Origin of the sequence: Nocardia beijingensis NBRC 16342, from assembly GCF_001612785.1 — a bacterium.
Lineage (GTDB): Bacteria > Actinomycetota > Actinomycetes > Mycobacteriales > Mycobacteriaceae > Nocardia > Nocardia beijingensis.
The window spans coordinates 1-15,708 of sequence record NZ_BDBC01000068.1 but is presented as its reverse complement, the minus strand read 5'-3'; the positions used below and the strand labels follow the sequence as shown (position 1 = coordinate 15,708).

The 15,708-nt window shown below is 67.5% G+C and carries 12 protein-coding genes; 6 read left to right on the top strand and 6 right to left on the bottom strand.

Annotated elements, in window-relative coordinates; all coding sequences use genetic code 11:
- Positions 1–2 precede the first annotated feature (2 nt).
- From yidC to NB3_RS30730, 6 genes are all read left to right on the top strand, one after another.
- A complete protein-coding gene (yidC, locus tag NB3_RS30755; protein ID WP_067810242.1) occupies positions 3–1,085 on the top strand; it encodes a membrane protein insertase YidC in 1,083 nt (360 codons plus the stop codon).
- Positions 1,086–1,198: 113 nt separating this feature from the next.
- Positions 1,199–1,750: a Jag family protein gene (locus tag NB3_RS30750; protein WP_067810240.1), complete on the top strand. Its 552-nt coding sequence runs from the start codon at positions 1,199–1,201 to the stop codon at positions 1,748–1,750.
- Positions 1,751–1,891: 141 nt separating this feature from the next.
- On the top strand, positions 1,892–2,683 hold the full coding sequence (gene rsmG / locus NB3_RS30745; RefSeq protein ID WP_084823815.1) for a 16S rRNA (guanine(527)-N(7))-methyltransferase RsmG: 792 nt from the start codon (positions 1,892–1,894) through the stop codon (positions 2,681–2,683).
- Positions 2,684–3,911: 1,228 nt separating this feature from the next.
- A complete protein-coding gene (locus NB3_RS30740) occupies positions 3,912–4,868 on the top strand; it encodes a ParA family protein (RefSeq protein WP_228827589.1) in 957 nt (318 codons plus the stop codon).
- A gap of 70 nt (positions 4,869–4,938) precedes the next feature.
- Complete coding sequence (locus NB3_RS30735) at positions 4,939–5,946, top strand: ParB/RepB/Spo0J family partition protein (protein ID WP_067810236.1); 1,008 nt, start codon at positions 4,939–4,941, stop codon at positions 5,944–5,946.
- A 257-nt stretch (positions 5,947–6,203) separates the two neighbouring features.
- Positions 6,204–6,932 (top strand): hypothetical protein, encoded by a 729-nt coding sequence (locus NB3_RS30730; RefSeq protein ID WP_067810234.1) that lies wholly within the window; start codon positions 6,204–6,206, stop codon positions 6,930–6,932.
- Between the two features lie 70 nt (positions 6,933–7,002).
- Here the strand turns inward: NB3_RS30730 and NB3_RS30725 are convergent, their stop codons facing one another.
- The 6 genes from NB3_RS30725 to NB3_RS30700 form a co-directional block, all read right to left on the bottom strand.
- On the bottom strand, positions 7,003–8,196 hold the full coding sequence (locus NB3_RS30725) for an N-acetylmuramoyl-L-alanine amidase (RefSeq protein ID WP_067810233.1): 1,194 nt from the start codon (positions 8,194–8,196) through the stop codon (positions 7,003–7,005).
- A 146-nt stretch (positions 8,197–8,342) separates the two neighbouring features.
- Positions 8,343–8,675, bottom strand: coding sequence for a thioredoxin (trxA, locus tag NB3_RS30720; protein WP_067810231.1), 333 nt, complete (start codon positions 8,673–8,675; stop codon positions 8,343–8,345).
- 56 nt (positions 8,676–8,731) lie between these two features.
- Complete coding sequence (trxB, locus tag NB3_RS30715) at positions 8,732–9,742, bottom strand: thioredoxin-disulfide reductase (protein WP_067810229.1); 1,011 nt, start codon at positions 9,740–9,742, stop codon at positions 8,732–8,734.
- 109 nt (positions 9,743–9,851) lie between these two features.
- Positions 9,852–10,625, bottom strand: coding sequence for an RsmA family anti-sigma factor (locus tag NB3_RS30710; RefSeq protein WP_157112105.1), 774 nt, complete (start codon positions 10,623–10,625; stop codon positions 9,852–9,854).
- A 102-nt stretch (positions 10,626–10,727) separates the two neighbouring features.
- Positions 10,728–11,309 (bottom strand): RNA polymerase sigma factor SigM, encoded by a 582-nt coding sequence (gene sigM, locus NB3_RS30705; protein WP_067810279.1) that lies wholly within the window; start codon positions 11,307–11,309, stop codon positions 10,728–10,730.
- 295 nt (positions 11,310–11,604) lie between these two features.
- Positions 11,605–15,471 (bottom strand): lipid II flippase MurJ, encoded by a 3,867-nt coding sequence (locus NB3_RS30700; RefSeq protein WP_244892154.1) that lies wholly within the window; start codon positions 15,469–15,471, stop codon positions 11,605–11,607.
- Positions 15,472–15,708: the final 237 nt, after the last annotated feature.

Here is a 15,708-nt window from a genome sequence, read left to right as displayed (position 1 = left end):
CCGTGCTCGACTTCATCTATTACCCGGTGTCCTGGATCCTCTGGTTCTGGCATCGGGTCTTCGGGTTCGCGTTCGGCGCGGACAACGGACTCACCTGGGCGCTGGCCGTGGTGTTCCTGGTGTTCACCTTGCGCCTGGTGCTCTACAAGCCGTTCGTCAAGCAGGTGCGCACCACCAAGCAGATGCAGGAACTGCAGCCGCAGATCAAGGAGCTGCAGAAGAAGTACAAGAACGACCGCCAGAAGATGGCGGTCGAGATGCAGAAGCTCCAGAAGGAAAACGGCTTCAACCCGCTGATGGGCTGCCTGCCGATCCTCGCTCAGGTGCCGGTGTTCCTCGGGCTCTTCCATGTGCTGCGCTCGTTCAACCGCACCGGGCACGGCATCGGCCAGCTGGGCATGACGCCGGAGCAGAACGCGAACACCGCGAACTACGTCTTCAGCGCGACCGATGTCCAGTCATTCCTGGCCGCCCGCATCTTCGGTGCGCCGATCTCGGCCTGGATCACCATTCCCACCCCTCAGCTGCAGGCGTTCGCCGACTACGGTGGCGTGCCGACCAAGTTGAGCATCGCGCTCGTCGCGATCCCCCTGATGGTCATCGCCGGTGTGGCGACCCACTTCAACGCGCGCGCGTCGGTCGCACGGCAGACGCCGGAAGCCGCGGCCAACCCTCAGGCCGCGATGATGAACAAGCTCGCGCTGTGGGTGTTCCCGCTCGGTGTGCTCGTGGGTGGCCCCTTCCTGCCGATCGCCATCCTGCTGTACTGGGTCTCCAACAACATCTGGACCTACGGGCAGCAGCACCTCGTGTTCGGTCGCATGGCGAAGGAAGAAGAAGCCAAGAAGCAGGCCAAGCTGGAGCAGCGCGCGCAGAACGCGCCCAAGCCCGGCGCCAAACCGGTCAACGTGAAGAAGAAGCAGACACCCGCCGGCGCGGCCGATACCGCGCAGGACGAGGACGGTGCTGTCGCGTCGACGAACGGCACCGCGAAGCCGGCGAAGCAGTCGGCGGGCCCGCGGCGTCCGGCCGGACAGAAGCGGCCGGGTAACCGGGGCCGGGCGAACCAGAAGCGCAAGCGCTGATCGCATGATCGGTGGGCCGAGCGCCCACCTCGATCACTGAGCTACCCCTTGATCGCGAATACCGCCCGGCGGCGATTGCCCGGCGCGCGCGATGAGCAGATGAAGGAAATCAAATGACTGTTGAGACCGACGGAGGGGACGCCACCGTGGCGACGACGACGGCGAACGCCGGAGCGGACACCGACGATGTCGTGAATGATGCCGAGGAAGCGCTCATCGAGGAAGGCGAGATCGCGGGCGACTATCTCGAACAGTTGCTCGACGTCTTGGACTTCGACGGCGATATCGATCTCGATGTGGAAGGCGATCGCGCCGTGGTGAGCATCGATGGCGGTCGTGACCTGACGAAGCTCGTGGGACGCAACGGCGAGGTGCTCGACGCGCTGCAAGAGCTGACTCGTCTCGCCGTCCAGCAGGCGACCGGTGTGCGCAGCAGGCTGATGCTGGACGTGGCGGGTTGGCGGGCCAAGCGACGCTCCGAGTTGAGCGAACTCGGCGCGGCCGCGGCGCAGCGCGTGCTGGAATCCGGCGAGCCGGAGTCGCTGGCGCCGATGACCCCTTTCGAGCGCAAGATCGTGCACGACGCCGTGGCGGCCGTGGCGGGCGTGAGCAGCGAGAGCGAAGGCGTCGAACCGAACCGGCACGTGGTGGTCGTCCCCGGCTGAGACGCGGGCATCCCGGAGCGGGCGGCATGTTTCGCCGCCCGGATGGGTAGTGGTTGGATAGGGCCTCTGGTCTTCGGACCGGGGGCCTTGTTCGTGTCCGGAGCCCGATCGCTCGCTGTAGATCGACCCGAGTTCGGAAGGATGTTTCACGTGGAACGAGATCTCGGTGGAACCACCGCGGAACCCGCGGAGCTGGAGCCACCCGCGTCGGCGGCCACCGTCTTCGGCGACCGACTCGATCTCGCGCGTCGATATTGCACGGCGCTGGCGACCGCGGGCGTGGAGCGCGGGTTGATCGGCCCGCGCGAGGTGCCTCGCCTGTGGGATCGCCACATCCTCAACTGCGCGGTGCTCGGCGAGTTGATCGCCGAGGGTGCGTCCGTGGTCGATATCGGTAGCGGTGCGGGACTGCCCGGTATCCCGCTCGCGATCGCGCGGCCGGACCTCCGGATCACCCTGGTCGAACCGCTGCTGCGCAGAACCGTCTTTCTGAGCGAGTTCATCGAATCGGTGGGGTTGGACGTGACCGTGGTACGCGGCCGCGCGGAGCAGTCCGGCGTGATGAAGGAAGCCGGTGGTGCGGACGTCGTCACATCCCGCGCGGTAGCCCCGCTCGGGAAACTCGCTCAGTGGTCCCTTCCCCTCCTCCGCGACCACGGGCACATGCTCGCTCTCAAGGGCGCGAGCGCAGCCGAGGAACTCGAGCGTGATGGCGATGCGCTGGCGAAGGCCGGAGCGGGAAACGCGGTCGTGCTGGAATGCGGCGTCGGACTGGTGGCGCCACCCACGATGGTGATCAGCGCGGAGCGCCTCCCCCGTGCCGAGCGCGCTACCCGGCGGCGCACCGAACGAGCGGTCCAACGGGACGGAAAGGCGGCTCGTGCCGCGACGACGGAGCGTGCGCGTAAGCGCGCGGCACGCAAGGCCAAATAGAAGCATCGTTCGCGGCATGATCACGTTCGACCTCGGACACGGATACGTTTCGTCACTCTGACGGAACGGTCCGGTCGGACGCAACGAGCGTCTCGCGGAGGTTGGGCTTGGTGTGCGCGTGTACCTGCGGCTAGTTCGAATGCGCCAAGCGGAGGTTCGGCGTGGGAGACGGATTTGACCACTGCCCCGTCTTGGAGCTTGCCCACGAATACGCACCCGGGCGATGTTTCACGTGAATCAAGATGGGCTGTCGTGGCCGACTGTCGACAGGTGATCTGCGATCGTCTTATAGGCGAATGTTTCACGTGAATCAGAGGTTCGCGCTCCGATCATCGAAGGGCAGCTGACTCCATTGCGGTCGACCGGCAGTCTCGGCGCGCGAGAACAGCGGGAGTTTCTGACCGCACCTGAAGTCATCGCCCGCCCGGGATGCTTAGGTGAATCAGCCCCGGACGACTTTGCGCGCGGGAACAGCGAGAGTTTGCAACCGCACCTGAAGTCGCACCCGGGGATGTGCACGTGAATCAGAGCCCGGACGAATCTGCGCGCGGGAGTAGTTCTGACCGCACCTGAAGTCGCCCGCGCCCGGGGATGTTTCACGTGAATCGAAGGTATGCCGACTCTGCACACGGGGAGTAGCGGAGGTTCCTGAGCGCACCGGAGGTTGCTGCCGGAAGGTTCACGTGAATCGGTGCGAGTCCACCGGATCTCGCGCATGGGCAAGACCGCCGCCCTTCACGGCATAGGCGCACAGTTCGGCCCGACTGTTCGTGGATGGCTGCTCGCAGTGGCTGTTCGACCGTCTCGCTTCCAACGCCTCGGCCGACGTTCGGCTGGCCACACGGCGATCGCCTCGCGCGCCCCGAGGCAATGTTTCATGTGAAACAGCACGCGTGTCGCGGCGAATTCGTGCGGTTTTGCGTGTCGCTTTGCGCCTCGCCGCGATTCAGCTTTCTTAAACCGCTCCGTGCTGGCAAGCTAGTGTCCGTCGGGCGTGAGCGTAGGTGCCACGAGGGATCTGGTGGTCCAGCGGCGAGCAGCTCCACTCGGTCGATCGGGCGCCGCGAAGCCGGTTGTGCATCGTGTTCGAACCGACAAAGGCTGTTGCAGATACGACGCCGACCCGTCCCGTCGCGCGCGCGTGTTCTGAAGTTTCTCGGGTTAGGAGCTGTCTATGTCGAGCGGTCCGGCGAATGTTTCACGGGAAACAGCGTCGCGTGTGCCGGGGATGCTGGACTCCAGCAATTTCGACACGGAGGCATTCGGAAATACACCGTTCGGGCACATCTCTCCGAGCGAGACCCCGATAGCCGCCGAAGCCCAGCGTGCGAGTCAGATCCTCCATCCAGGAAAGGCGACTGTGCCGAAACCTCATGAGCAACGGATCATCACGATCGCCAATCAGAAAGGCGGCGTCGGGAAGACGACCACCGCGGTGAATCTTGCGGCGGCCCTGGCGCATCAGGGGATGACGGTGCTCGTGATCGACCTCGATCCGCAGGGTAACGCCAGCACCGCCCTGGGAATCGAGCACCATTCGGGTGTCCCGTCCAGCTACGAGCTGCTCATCGGTGAGGTCTCGGTCCGGGATGCCATCCAGACGAGTCCGCACAGTGAGCGCCTCCTGTGCATCCCCGCGACCATCGACTTGGCGGGCGCCGAGATCGAACTCGTGTCGATGGTGGCCAGGGAGGGCCGCCTGAAAGCCGCGATCCAAGAGGCGAATATCGCCGGATACGACATCGACTACGTGATGATCGACTGCCCGCCTTCCTTGGGCCTGCTGACGGTCAACGCGCTCGTCGCGGCGAAAGAGGTGCTGATTCCGATCCAGTGCGAGTACTACGCGCTGGAAGGTGTCGGTCAGCTGCTGCGCAATATCGGTTTGGTGCAGGCGCACCTGAACCCGGAATTGCACGTCTCGACCGTGATCCTCACGATGTACGACGGACGCACCAAACTGGCCGACCAGGTCGCCGAGGAGGTCCGGGGCCACTTCGGCGATGTCGTGCTGCGGTCGGTGATTCCGCGCAGCGTAAAAGTGTCGGAGGCACCCGGTTACGGCATGACGGTGCTCGATTATGATCCAGGCTCCCGGGGCGCGATGAGCTACCTGGACGCCGGACGCGAGATGGCGGCCCGCGCGGTGGCCCCGCGCGTCGCCGCGACGAAGTCGGCGGAGTGACTCGGACGGCCGGGTCGACGCTCGGCACAGTCGGGTTTGGTGGCGGAACGAGGAAGGGGTCGGTAGACCGATGAGTCAGGCGAAGAAGGGTGGGCTCGGGCGCGGTCTCGCCGCGCTGATCCCGACGACACCGACGGCAGCACCGGGCCTCAGCAGTGCTGCGGCGAGTGTCATCGGTCTGGATCCCGTCGGGCCGCAGCCCCCCTCCACCTACTTGCATCGGGTACCCGACCCGGCCGACAACGGCGACCTGGAAGCCGGCGGCGCCGTCTATCGAGAGATCCCGCCGGACCAGATCGAGCCGAACCCGAAGCAGCCGCGCACGGTCTTCGAAGAAGACGCGCTGGCCGAGCTGGTGCACTCGATCCGCGAGTTCGGTTTGATGCAGCCGATCGTGGTGCGCCGGACCGAACCGGGCGTGGACCGCTACCAGCTGGTCATGGGCGAGCGGCGTTGGCGGGCCTGTCAGGAGGCGGGCCTGGCCGCGATTCCCGCGATCGTCCGGGAGACCGCGGACGAGTCCATGTTGCGCGACGCTCTGCTGGAGAACATCCACCGGGTGCAGCTGAACCCGCTCGAAGAGGCGGCGGCCTACCAGCAGCTGCTGGAGGAATTCGACGTCACCCACGAGGAATTGGCTGCTCGAATCGGCCGCTCTCGCCCGGTCGTGACGAATATGATCCGTCTACTGAAGTTGCCGATCCCGGTGCAGCGCCGGGTCGCGGCGGGCGTACTGTCCGCCGGGCACGCGCGGGCACTGCTCGGTCTCGAAGCGGGTGCGGACGCTCAAGAGGTGCTCGCCGCCCGAATCGTCGCCGAGGGACTCTCGGTCCGGGCTACCGAGGAAGCGGTCATGTTGGCGAACCGGGAGCAGGACGCGGCCGCGCCCTCCCCCGTCGCCCGGCGCAAGCCGATCGAGATGCCAGGCCTACAAGCCGTGGCCGATCGACTGTCCGGCTCCTTCGACACCCGGGTGCTGGTGAGCATGGGCAAGCGCAAAGGCAAGATCGTAGTCGAGTTCGGGTCGGTCGATGACCTCGAACGGATCGTCGCCCTGATGGAGCGGAACGCACCCTGAGTGTGACAGAAGTGACGAAATTTAACTTGTGGTTTCGATAGGGTGCGGTTCCCGGCCGAAACGTCACTGTGACGGCAGGGTTCCGCGCGGCCGTGGAGCGTACCGCACCCCCGGCGGAGCAACACAAGTTCTTCCGACCAACAGCACAGCGACATGGAATGAGGCAGGTTCCCGTTGATCGCTTATTCTTGCTGGCGAGCAAACTTTGATGCGACGTGAGCGTGGATGAATCGGACAGCTGGAGGCTGAGCAGAGCGGTGTCGACCAGCGTCACAGCACTAACCCTCGGCGGACTGGAGAAACTTCCCGCGCATGCGCGGCGCTGTGTCTTCTGGGAGATGGACCCCGCGGTGGCCGAGGACTCGCGCAACTTCAGCGATCCGGTGTTCGAGAAGGAAGCTTGGCTGTCCACGGTCATGCTGGAGTGGGGTTCGTGCGGGCAGGTGGCGAACGTAGACGGCAACGTCGCCGGCTGCGCCTTCTACGCGCCGCCGAGTGCCGTGCCGCGCGCGACGCTCTTCCCCACCTCCCCCGTGAGCCCGGACGCCGTCCTGCTGACCACGCTGCGGGCCGAATTCCCCTATCGGGATGCCGATGTGGCCCACCGCCTGGTTCAGGCGGTGGTGGCCGATCTGGTGCGCCGCGGCGTGCGCGCCCTGGAGGCGTTCGGCATCCGCACCGACCCGACGACGCAGGCGTTGTCGGATCGGTCCGGCTCGATGACGCTGCTCGAGCGGATCGGCGCGCCGATCAAGAACGCGGGCCCGGCCGGTGCGACCACCGAATGCTCACCCGAGAGCTGCATGATCGACGCCGATTTCCTGGAGGATGTCGGCTTCGAGGTCGTGGCCCCGCACCACCGGTTCCCGCGCTTGCGCTTGGAGCTCGACTCCGACCACGGCTGGAAGGAAGACGTCGAACGGGCGCTGGATCAGCTGCTGGCGGCGGCGTCGATGACCGCCCCCACCCGAATCGGGGCACGGTGAGCTGAACACCGAAACGCCCCCTGCCGACTCGAAAGGGCAGGGGGCGCTTCGGTTTACGAAAGACCGATGGCTACATCCGGTCGGCTGCGGCCAGCTCTTCGGCCAGCAGTTCCGCGAAAGTGTATGTGCCGGTGGGCTGGTCGTCCTGTCCGAGGAGGTACAGCCGCTTCACCGAGATCAGGATGGCTTCGGCGATCACGTCGCGCATGCGCGGATTGGTGAGGACCGAGGCATCGTATTCGTTGGTCAGATAACCGATGTCGACCTGCACGGTGGGCATTTTGGTGAGCCGCAACAGGTCCCAGGTCCGCGCGTGGGTCCTGCAGTCCTGCAAGGAGGTTCGGGCGACGACCTCGCGCTGGATGAATCCGGCCAGCACCTGTCCGATCATGGACACCGAGCCGTGCGAGTTACCGAAGTAGAACCCGGCTACGCCGTTGGCCAGCGGGCTCGGGTTGACGGCGCAGCGCAGCGAGATCATCAGATCGGCGTCGAAGGCGTTGGACGTCTCCGCGCGCTCGGCGTCGGTGGGGTTGGCGCCCCACGGCCGCGACAGGAAGGTCTCCATGCCCGTGGCCGCCATCCGACCCTCCAGCCGGCTGGCGAGATCCCACAGGATTTCCGACTCGTAGACGTCGCCGTACTCGGTGGGCACGGCGCAACCCTTGTCCGGGCCACCGAGACCGGGATCGATGACGATCCGCTTGCCGGTCAGCTGCGGCCCGGCCCGGTGCACGACCTCTTCCTCGGCGATCCGGTGGGGATTGCCTCCGGTGACCCTGGCGCCGAGCAGATCCAGCGAGCGCAGCGTATCGGGACCGCAGATGCCGTCGGCCGACAGGCCGATCTCCCGCTGGAAGGCGGTCAGCGCGTCATGGGTGTGCGGACCGAAGTAGCCGTCGACCCGGTGCACGTAGAAGCCGAGGTCCTGCAGCCTGCGCTGGAGCGTGGCCACGTCGTCGCCGTACAGCGGCGCGGAGAGCTGATAGATCAGCGTGCGCGCGCCGAGCCGATACGACGCTTCCTTCAGCGCACGGTAGGTCGCCGGGCCCACCACACCGTCGACGAGCAGACCGCGATGCTGCTGAAACGCGCGAACCGCGGAGTCGAGGTGATGGTCGAAGGAGACCTCGGTGTCCTTCCAATACTCGCGTGCGTCCGCGTTGTCGGGACCGATGTGCGCGTGTAGGAACCCGAGGCTTGCCAGGGTGCTCCGAACCTCTGCTACGGCTGGACCGGAATCGCCGTGACGAAGTCGGTGCATGCGTGAGAGCCCTTTCCTTCCGTCAACCCGCGGGTACCCACTCATGCGATGGGCTACACCTTCGCACGACCGGAGCGTCGGTCGATTGTCTCAGACCTGGACCGGGTTTCGACAATCCCCGGGTCCAGGCATCCTACGGCGCGTCCTCAGATGACGTCTTCGAGTTCGCGCAGAAGGGCCGCCTTGCCCTTCGCTCCGACGATCTGCTTGACCGGCTTACCGCCGCGGAACAGCATCATAGTGGGCAGGGAGAGGATCTGATAATCGCGGGCGGTGCTCGGATTGGCGTCCACGTCCAGCTTCGCGACGGTCAGCTTGTCCGCGTGCGTGCCCGCGATCTCCTCTAGGACGGGCGCGACCATCTTGCACGGCCCGCACCAGTCGGCCCAGAAATCGACGAGGACGGGCTTCTCACTGAGCAGCACGTCGTCGGCGAAGGACGCGTCGGTGACGGTGACCGTGTTGGCGGACTCGGACATGAGTGTTCTCCTTGCGATACAGCGAGACGGAAGTGTGTGGCTCGTCCGGCGCGAGCTCAGTTGGCGGCCACCGACTCACCCGCGTGGGCGAGGGTGTTGGACGTGATGTCGCCCTGCTCGGCGAGCCAGCGCTCGGCATCGATGGCCGCGCGGCAGCCCGTGCCCGCGGCGGTGATCGCCTGCCGGTAGGTGTGGTCGACCAGGTCGCCCGCGGCGAAGACGCCGGGGATGTCGGTGGCAGTCGTCGGGTCCTTCACCAGCACGTAGCCCTCGCTGTCCAAAGCGACCTGGCCCTTGACCAGTTCGCTGCGCGGGTCGTGGCCGATCGCGACGAACAGGCCGGTGGCGGGCAGCTCGGAGGTCTCGCCGGTCCGGGTGTCACGCAGGGTCAGGTGGGTGACGCTGTTCTCACCGTGCACCTCGGCCACTTCGGCGTTGAGCACGAACTTGATCTTCTCGTTCGCCTTCGCGCGTTCCAGCATGATGCGGGAGGCGCGGAACTCCTCGCGACGATGCACGATGGTCACGCTGGAGGCGAACTTGGTCAGGAAGGTCGCCTCTTCCATCGCGGAGTCGCCGCCGCCGACCACCACGATGTCCTGGCCCTTGAAGAAGAAGCCGTCGCAGGTGGCACAGGCGCTGACACCGCGGCCGAGCAACCGCTGCTCACCGGGAACGTTCAGGTAGCGCGCGGCCGAGCCCATGGCGAGGATGACGGCGTAGGCCTGGAAGGTCTCCCCGCCGACGACGACCTTCTTGATCGGGCCGCTCAGGTCGACGGCCTCCACGTCCTCGGTGCGGATGTCCGCGCCGAACCGCTTGGCCTGCTCGCGCATCTCCTCCATGAGATCCGGGCCCATGATGCCGCCGCGGAAGCCGGGGAAGTTCTCGACCTCGGTGGTGGTCATCAGCGCACCGCCGAATTGGGTCCCCTCGAACTGCAGCGGCTGAAGCTCGGCGCGGCCCGCGTAGACGGCGGCCGTGTATCCGGCGGGGCCGGAGCCGATGATGATCAGATCGCGAACTGGCGCGCCGGTGTCGCTTTTTTGCTCGCTACGCTCGCTCATGGGGCCCTTCCGGGGAGATTCGATTCGGACGTGTCGGTCAACAACAGGGTAATGGCTGTTGTTCCCACGTCGGCGGGGTCACACCCCGCACGTGGCCCAGATCGCAAGGTCAGCCGATGTCCTGCAGCGCCTTCCGCTGGGGATCGCCGGTGCCGCAGCCGGTCCCGACGACCAGCGCGGTGATCTTGGGCTGCTGCGGGCCGGTGAGCAGGATGAGTACCGCGTTGCCGCCCTGGAATCGGATGTCGGTCGAGCCGAGGATCGTGCGGTCGAGACCGTTCGCCCGTACGCACCGTTCGAGCGCGTCCGAGCCGGCCAGGGCTCCGGTGACGTTGTGCCTGCCCAGCGCGCCAAGGGCCACGGTGGCGGTGAGATCGTCGCCCCAGTCGTCGGCGCCGGTGGTCGGCTGCGCGGTGGACGCCGGGTCGTCACCGCCGCGCGTTGCCGAAACCCAGACGCCCGCGCCCACGACCGCGACGATCGCCGCGGCCGCCGCGGCGAACCATCGCAACCTGCCGTGGCGACGCTCGGCCGAGTCCACCGGATCGGATCCGGAAACGTCTGCCCGGTGAGGGTTTTCGCTCCCCTGTTGCGGCGGAAGCTCATGGACGGTGGCGCCATCGGGCGGCTCCAACTCGTCGACGAACCGAGCGAGCCGGGCCGCCACGTCTTCCGGCATGGCGTGGACGATGCGCTCGTCCCGGCCCAGGGCACGCAACTCGGCACTCACGTCGTCCAGCGCGTGCAGATACCGCACCGCCTCCTGGTCGCGGGAGACGATCGGCCACAACTGCTCGCGCTGCTCCGGCGTCACGTTGCCGGCATGCAGGTCGGCCAGCAATTCAGGCGTGAACGGGGGCTCCGGCACGGACTCGGTAGCCATCGCACCTCCGTTGTTCGCATAGGACATCGCGGGGACCCCTCCGCCGATGGGGTCTGTCTCTGATTCGTTCAGTGGTTCGTCACTGTTAATGACGCATCCCAACTACCCCCGGTTCCCGGGATCACGCAGAAAATCCAATCGCTCTTTCAACCGCTGCCGTGCGCGAGCGCACCGGCTCTTGATCGTCCCCTCCGGCACGCCGAGCAATGCCGCCGCCTCGGCCACGCTATACCCCTCCACATCCACCGCCACCAGCGCGGTCCGCTGATCCGGCGGCAACGAGAACAACGCCCGGTCGATGACCATCGACATCTCCACCTCGGCCATCTCGTCGCGGATGTCCTTGGGCTCCGGCATCGACTCCGGCGACAGCGACAACGCGCGCCTCGTCTTGTTGCGCCGGATCCGGTCCAGGCACGCGTTCACCACGATCGCATGCAACCAACTGCGCACTTCCGCTTCCGCTCGGAAGGAGCCCGCGGTGCGATGCGCGGACAAGAGCGCATCCTGGAGTGAATCGGCCGCATCCTCGCGGGTGTAGGAGGTGCGCAGCGCGGTCTGCCACAAGTGATCGTTGTGTCTGCGCAGCAACTCCGCGAACGCGTGCCGCTCACCGGCGACATGCGCTCGCAACAACTCCACGTCGGTGCGTTCACCGAGTTCCAGAGAGCGCTCGCGAAACATCACCGGCTGCGACGCCCCCCTGCCGAGCTCCTCGTTCACTTCGGACGACAAATGCCAACCCCTTGGACGGCTCTCACGGCGGCAACGGGCATTCGACCATCACCGAGACTTCGCAGCATCCAGGATCGAAAAGCCAGAACCTGGGAAGCTCCCCTGCTGAGAGCGCTCGAAGATCATATCGCCCGTAACGTTTTGGCAGCAACCAAGTGATCGGGCCGGATACGGAGGATTGCGCGGCGCTCGGGACCGCGTGACAAGGGGGCTCGCACCGCCGAAGGCGGGGGCCGAAGCATGGCTACGGTGCGGCGTCGAAACGGATGTCGGCGATGGCGGTCTGGAACTGTCCTCCGGAATTCCCCAGTCCGGTGATCCAGACGAGCACGTAGCGGGCGGCTTGGTCGGCGCGCACCGGGATGTCGGTGACGCCGTCGTCCAGCCGGGCGGAGCCGATCAGCTGGGTCTGATCCAGCGTCGGGGAGCCGGTGGGCGAGGTGCGGATCTCCACCGACGTCCCCGCGCTGGGCGAGTTGATCGAGACGTTCGTGAGCTTCGCGGGGGCGGGCAGCGTGGCCAGCAGGCCGACCCCCTTCTTGAGCGCCGGGAACTGCTGGAAGTACTGATCGGTGCGCCACTGGGTGCCCGGATCGTTGTCCAGCACCGCGTGGACGTTGGCGACGCCGTCGGCGGTGCCCTCCGGCGAGAACACCGACACGCCGGTCACCGGGACCGGCACACCCGTCGAGGTGAGGCCGGGACCGGCGGCGGCGGGTGTCGGCGCCGGCTGGTTGTTCGTCGTCAGGCCGATATTGCGCTGCTCGTTCAACGGCGCGTCGGAAGCGCTCGGCGCGAACACACTGACCATCCACCAGATCACGACGCCGACCACCAGCGCGGCGAGGATGCCGAGGCCGACCATGATCCACATCATGCGCTGGGAGCGTTCGCGTTCGGCCGCGAGCAGCTCAGGATCGGCCAGCGAGTCGTCCATGCTCGCGGGAGCGCGCTGGCCGAGCCGAAGCACCGGGATGAAATCGGTCTTCTGATCGACCACCGACGCCTGCTCCAGCACATGCTGGACCGTCGCCGCCGTCCGCACGCCCTTGTTCGACTCCAGCGAGCGCACGGCGACCGCGGAGATCTCGAACGGCACTTCGGGACGGATCTGGCGCGGTTCCACCGGTGTGCCGTCCGGGCCGAAATCGGCCAGCCGCAGGCCGCCGACGGTCGCGGCGGTGCCGGTGACACCGCCGGAGCGGATCGGCCAGCGTGCGGTGATCAGGGCGTAGAGCATCGCACCGAGCCCGCGTACGTCGGACTGGGCGTCGGAGTCGGACAAGGTGCCGGGGAACGCGAGCACCGCGTCACCCGACGCGCTGATGCGCACCCGGTCGGGATGGTCGATGGACAGCGATCCGCCGCCGCGGTGCGCCAGCTCGGCCGCCGAGGCGAGCGCGCGGATGGCGCGGGCCGCGCCGATCGGCGAAGGCACCGTCTCGGCCATCTCGCGCAGCGAACGGCCCGGCGTCCATTCCGCGACCACGATGCCGCCGGAGCTGCCGCGCACGACGTCGAGCACGCGGGCGAGGCCGGGCGAGTTGATCCGGCCGAGGCGCAGCGTCCTGGACAGGATCGCCTGGGGGCCGTCCTGCCCGGAGTTCTCCGTCGCCTTCTGGTCGGCGTCGACGAAGGTCAGCGCGACCTCGCGATCGAGCTTGATGTCCAGCGCCTGCCAGAACTTCAGGCCGCGGGCGCCGCCGTGACTCGCCAGCAGGCGGTAACGGCCGCCCGCCACCGACGCGCCCGGAATCAGCTTGGGACCGCGCGGGATTCGCCGTGCGCCCAGGTTCTCGCCACCCATCGGCGGCATCTCCGGCGAGCCGACGGGAATCATCCCGGTGTCGTACATCGGATCGCGTGGCGGCAGCTGGTTGTCCTGCGGTCTCGCCGCGTCCTGCTCCGGCCCGGCCGTGCCCGGTTCCTTGTTCGCGTACGCGGGATCCAACGGCTCCCCCGCGGTCGGCGGTACATCGGTGGACAGTCCGCCGGGCGTGGTCGCAGAAGAATCGGCGGCTGGGACGCCGCCCACCGCGTCGTCGCTCACCCTCGGTCCTCCTTCGCCCTGGTTTGTCGAGGTTCCGGCGAATTCGCCACTTGTGCTTCTCTGCCGAACAGGGTACGGGAACTCACCCACGCCGGTGCGGTCAACGGCATCGGGTCTGATCACAGGAAGCACCATGGTCTGGGCGTCCATGTACGGATCGAACCGCGGGTATGCCAAGTACGGGTCGGGCCTGCGCAGCACCTGCGTGACGTACGGATCCTCGACCGGGCTCTCCAGGTCGAGTTCCGGCGCGGGCGGTGTCCAGCCGAGGCGCCGCGAGACGGCCACGGTGATGGCGACGATCTCCGGAATACCGGCGAGTCGCATCAGGCCGAAGGCCACCGCGAACATGACGATCGCGGTGATCGCCACCCGGATCAGCGAACCGGGTCCGCCGAAGGACGCGGTCAGCCGATCCAGGCCGAGTACCCGATCCACGATCCACATCACCGCGCCGCCCGCGAGTGACGCAAGTACGACACGGGTCACCGTTCGGCCGACGTTCGCCATGCGCAGGTCACCGAGACTGCGGTGCAGCAGGAACCCACCCACGACGGCCCCGACCGCGAAGCCGAGGCCGTTGGCGACGCCGAGCGCGACCACCACGTGCTCGGCGTCGGTGACGACGGGGGCCAGCGCGGAGAACACGATCTTGGCCGCGGTGATGCCGAGGATGATCCAGGTGGGAATCCACGCCTGCTCCCTGGCGTAGAACACGCGCAAGTGGATCAGCACCAGCGAGTACGGGATCAGGGCGAACGCCGACCAGCTGACCGCGAGCCCGAGACGTTCGGCGTCCGATCCGAAATTGCCGTAGCCGTAGAGCGCTTGCCCGACCTGCGGACCGGCCAGCGTGAAGAACGTGACCACGGGCACCAGCGCGATCATGGTCAACCTGGTGGCTGCGGAGAGATCGTCGACCACGGCGGGCGTGTCGTCGGCGGCGGCGTTGCGGCTCAGCCGGGGCATGATCGCGGTGAGCACCGTGACACCGAGCACGCCGTACGGCAGTTGCAGCAGCAGCCACGCGTTGTTGTAGATCGCCGGGCCCGCCTCGTCGGCGTGCGCCGAGATCCTGGTGGCGAAGACGAAACCCGCCTGGCTGATCAACACGTACAGGATGATCGCCGCGCCCATGCCGCCGAACTGCTTGAGACGATCGTCGATGCCCCACAGGGGCCGCAGGTCGATGCCCGCCCTGCGGATCGCCGGAACGAGGCTGACCGCCTGCACCACCACGCCCAGCGTGACGCCGACGCCGAGCACCAGCAGCTTCGGGTCGCTCATCCGGACCGGGTCCAGCGTGATCTCACCGGGCATCACGACGTACAGCCCGAGCACGGTGAGGACGACCAGGTTGTTCAGCACCGGAGCCCATGCGCCGGGTTTGAACATCTGCTGGGTGTTGAGGATCGCCGTGAGCAGCGCCGACATCCCGTAGAACAGGATCGCGGGCAGCAGCAGGAAAGCCAGCGCCGTGGTGAGCGCGGTGTTGACCTGGCCGTCGTCGGGCAGGAAGACGTAGGTGGTCAGCACCGGCGCCGCGGCGGTCGCCAGCAGCGCGGCGACGGCGAGGACCACGAAAGCCGCGGTGACCAGGCGCCGCACGAAGGCCGCTCCCCGATCGGGATCCTCCTGCTCCGCGCGCACCAGCGTGGGCACCACGATCGCGGTGAGCACCGCGCCGAGTACCAGTTCCGCGATCATGTTCGGAATCTGGCTGGCCACGGTGAACGCGCTGGCGATGGCGGGGCCGAGCACGGTCAGCAGCAACAGTTGCTTGCCGAACCCGGTGATCCTGCTGATCAGCGTCGCGAACGCGATCGAGCCCGAATCGCTCAGCAGCCGGGAGGTCGCACTCTGTTTCGAAGCCTCCGTCTTCGGCGGCTCCTCGGTGGCGGTGGCGGCGGGCCACTCACTCGTCCGTGGGCGATCCGGTTGCGCGGGTTCGTGCCGGACCGGGGCGGCCGGCCGCTGCCGCGGCGGCGGGAACTGCTGCGGCTGCGACGGGGCGTAGCGCGGCGGCGGCACCCGATCGGATTCCGGCGGAACGGCAGGCATCGGTCCGGACCGCGGTGGGCGCGGTGCGGCCGGGATCGGACCGGACTGCGGCGGTCGCGGAACAGCCGGAATCGCTCCCGACCGAGGCGGGTGCGGTGCGGCCGGGATCGGACCGGATTGCGGGGGCCGCGGGGCAGCCGGAATCGCGCCTTGCTGCGGCGGTCGCGGGGCAGCCGGGAGCGCGCCGGACTGCGGCCCACGTGGCGGGCGCGGCGGCGGAGCCTGCCGAGCGCCTGC

Excerpts from the sequence above, each read along its gene's own strand:
- NB3_RS30700 (WP_244892154.1), bottom strand. The coding sequence starts at position 15,471 with ATGCCTGCCGTTCCGCCGGAATCCGATCGGGTGCCGCCGCCGCGCTAC.
- trxB (WP_067810229.1), bottom strand. The coding sequence starts at position 9,742 with ATGAGCGAGCGTAGCGAGCAAAAAAGCGACACCGGCGCGCCAGTTCGC.
- NB3_RS30735 (WP_067810236.1), top strand. The coding sequence starts at position 4,939 with ATGAGTCAGGCGAAGAAGGGTGGGCTCGGGCGCGGTCTCGCCGCGCTG.
- trxA (WP_067810231.1), bottom strand. The coding sequence starts at position 8,675 with ATGTCCGAGTCCGCCAACACGGTCACCGTCACCGACGCGTCCTTCGCC.
- NB3_RS30740 (WP_228827589.1), top strand. The coding sequence starts at position 3,912 with ATGCTGGACTCCAGCAATTTCGACACGGAGGCATTCGGAAATACACCG.
- NB3_RS30750 (WP_067810240.1), top strand. The coding sequence starts at position 1,199 with ATGACTGTTGAGACCGACGGAGGGGACGCCACCGTGGCGACGACGACG.
- sigM (WP_067810279.1), bottom strand. The coding sequence starts at position 11,309 with ATGTTTCGCGAGCGCTCTCTGGAACTCGGTGAACGCACCGACGTGGAG.
- NB3_RS30710 (WP_157112105.1), bottom strand. The coding sequence starts at position 10,625 with ATGGCTACCGAGTCCGTGCCGGAGCCCCCGTTCACGCCTGAATTGCTG.
- NB3_RS30725 (WP_067810233.1), bottom strand. The coding sequence starts at position 8,196 with ATGCACCGACTTCGTCACGGCGATTCCGGTCCAGCCGTAGCAGAGGTT.
- rsmG (WP_084823815.1), top strand. The coding sequence starts at position 1,892 with ATGTTTCACGTGGAACGAGATCTCGGTGGAACCACCGCGGAACCCGCG.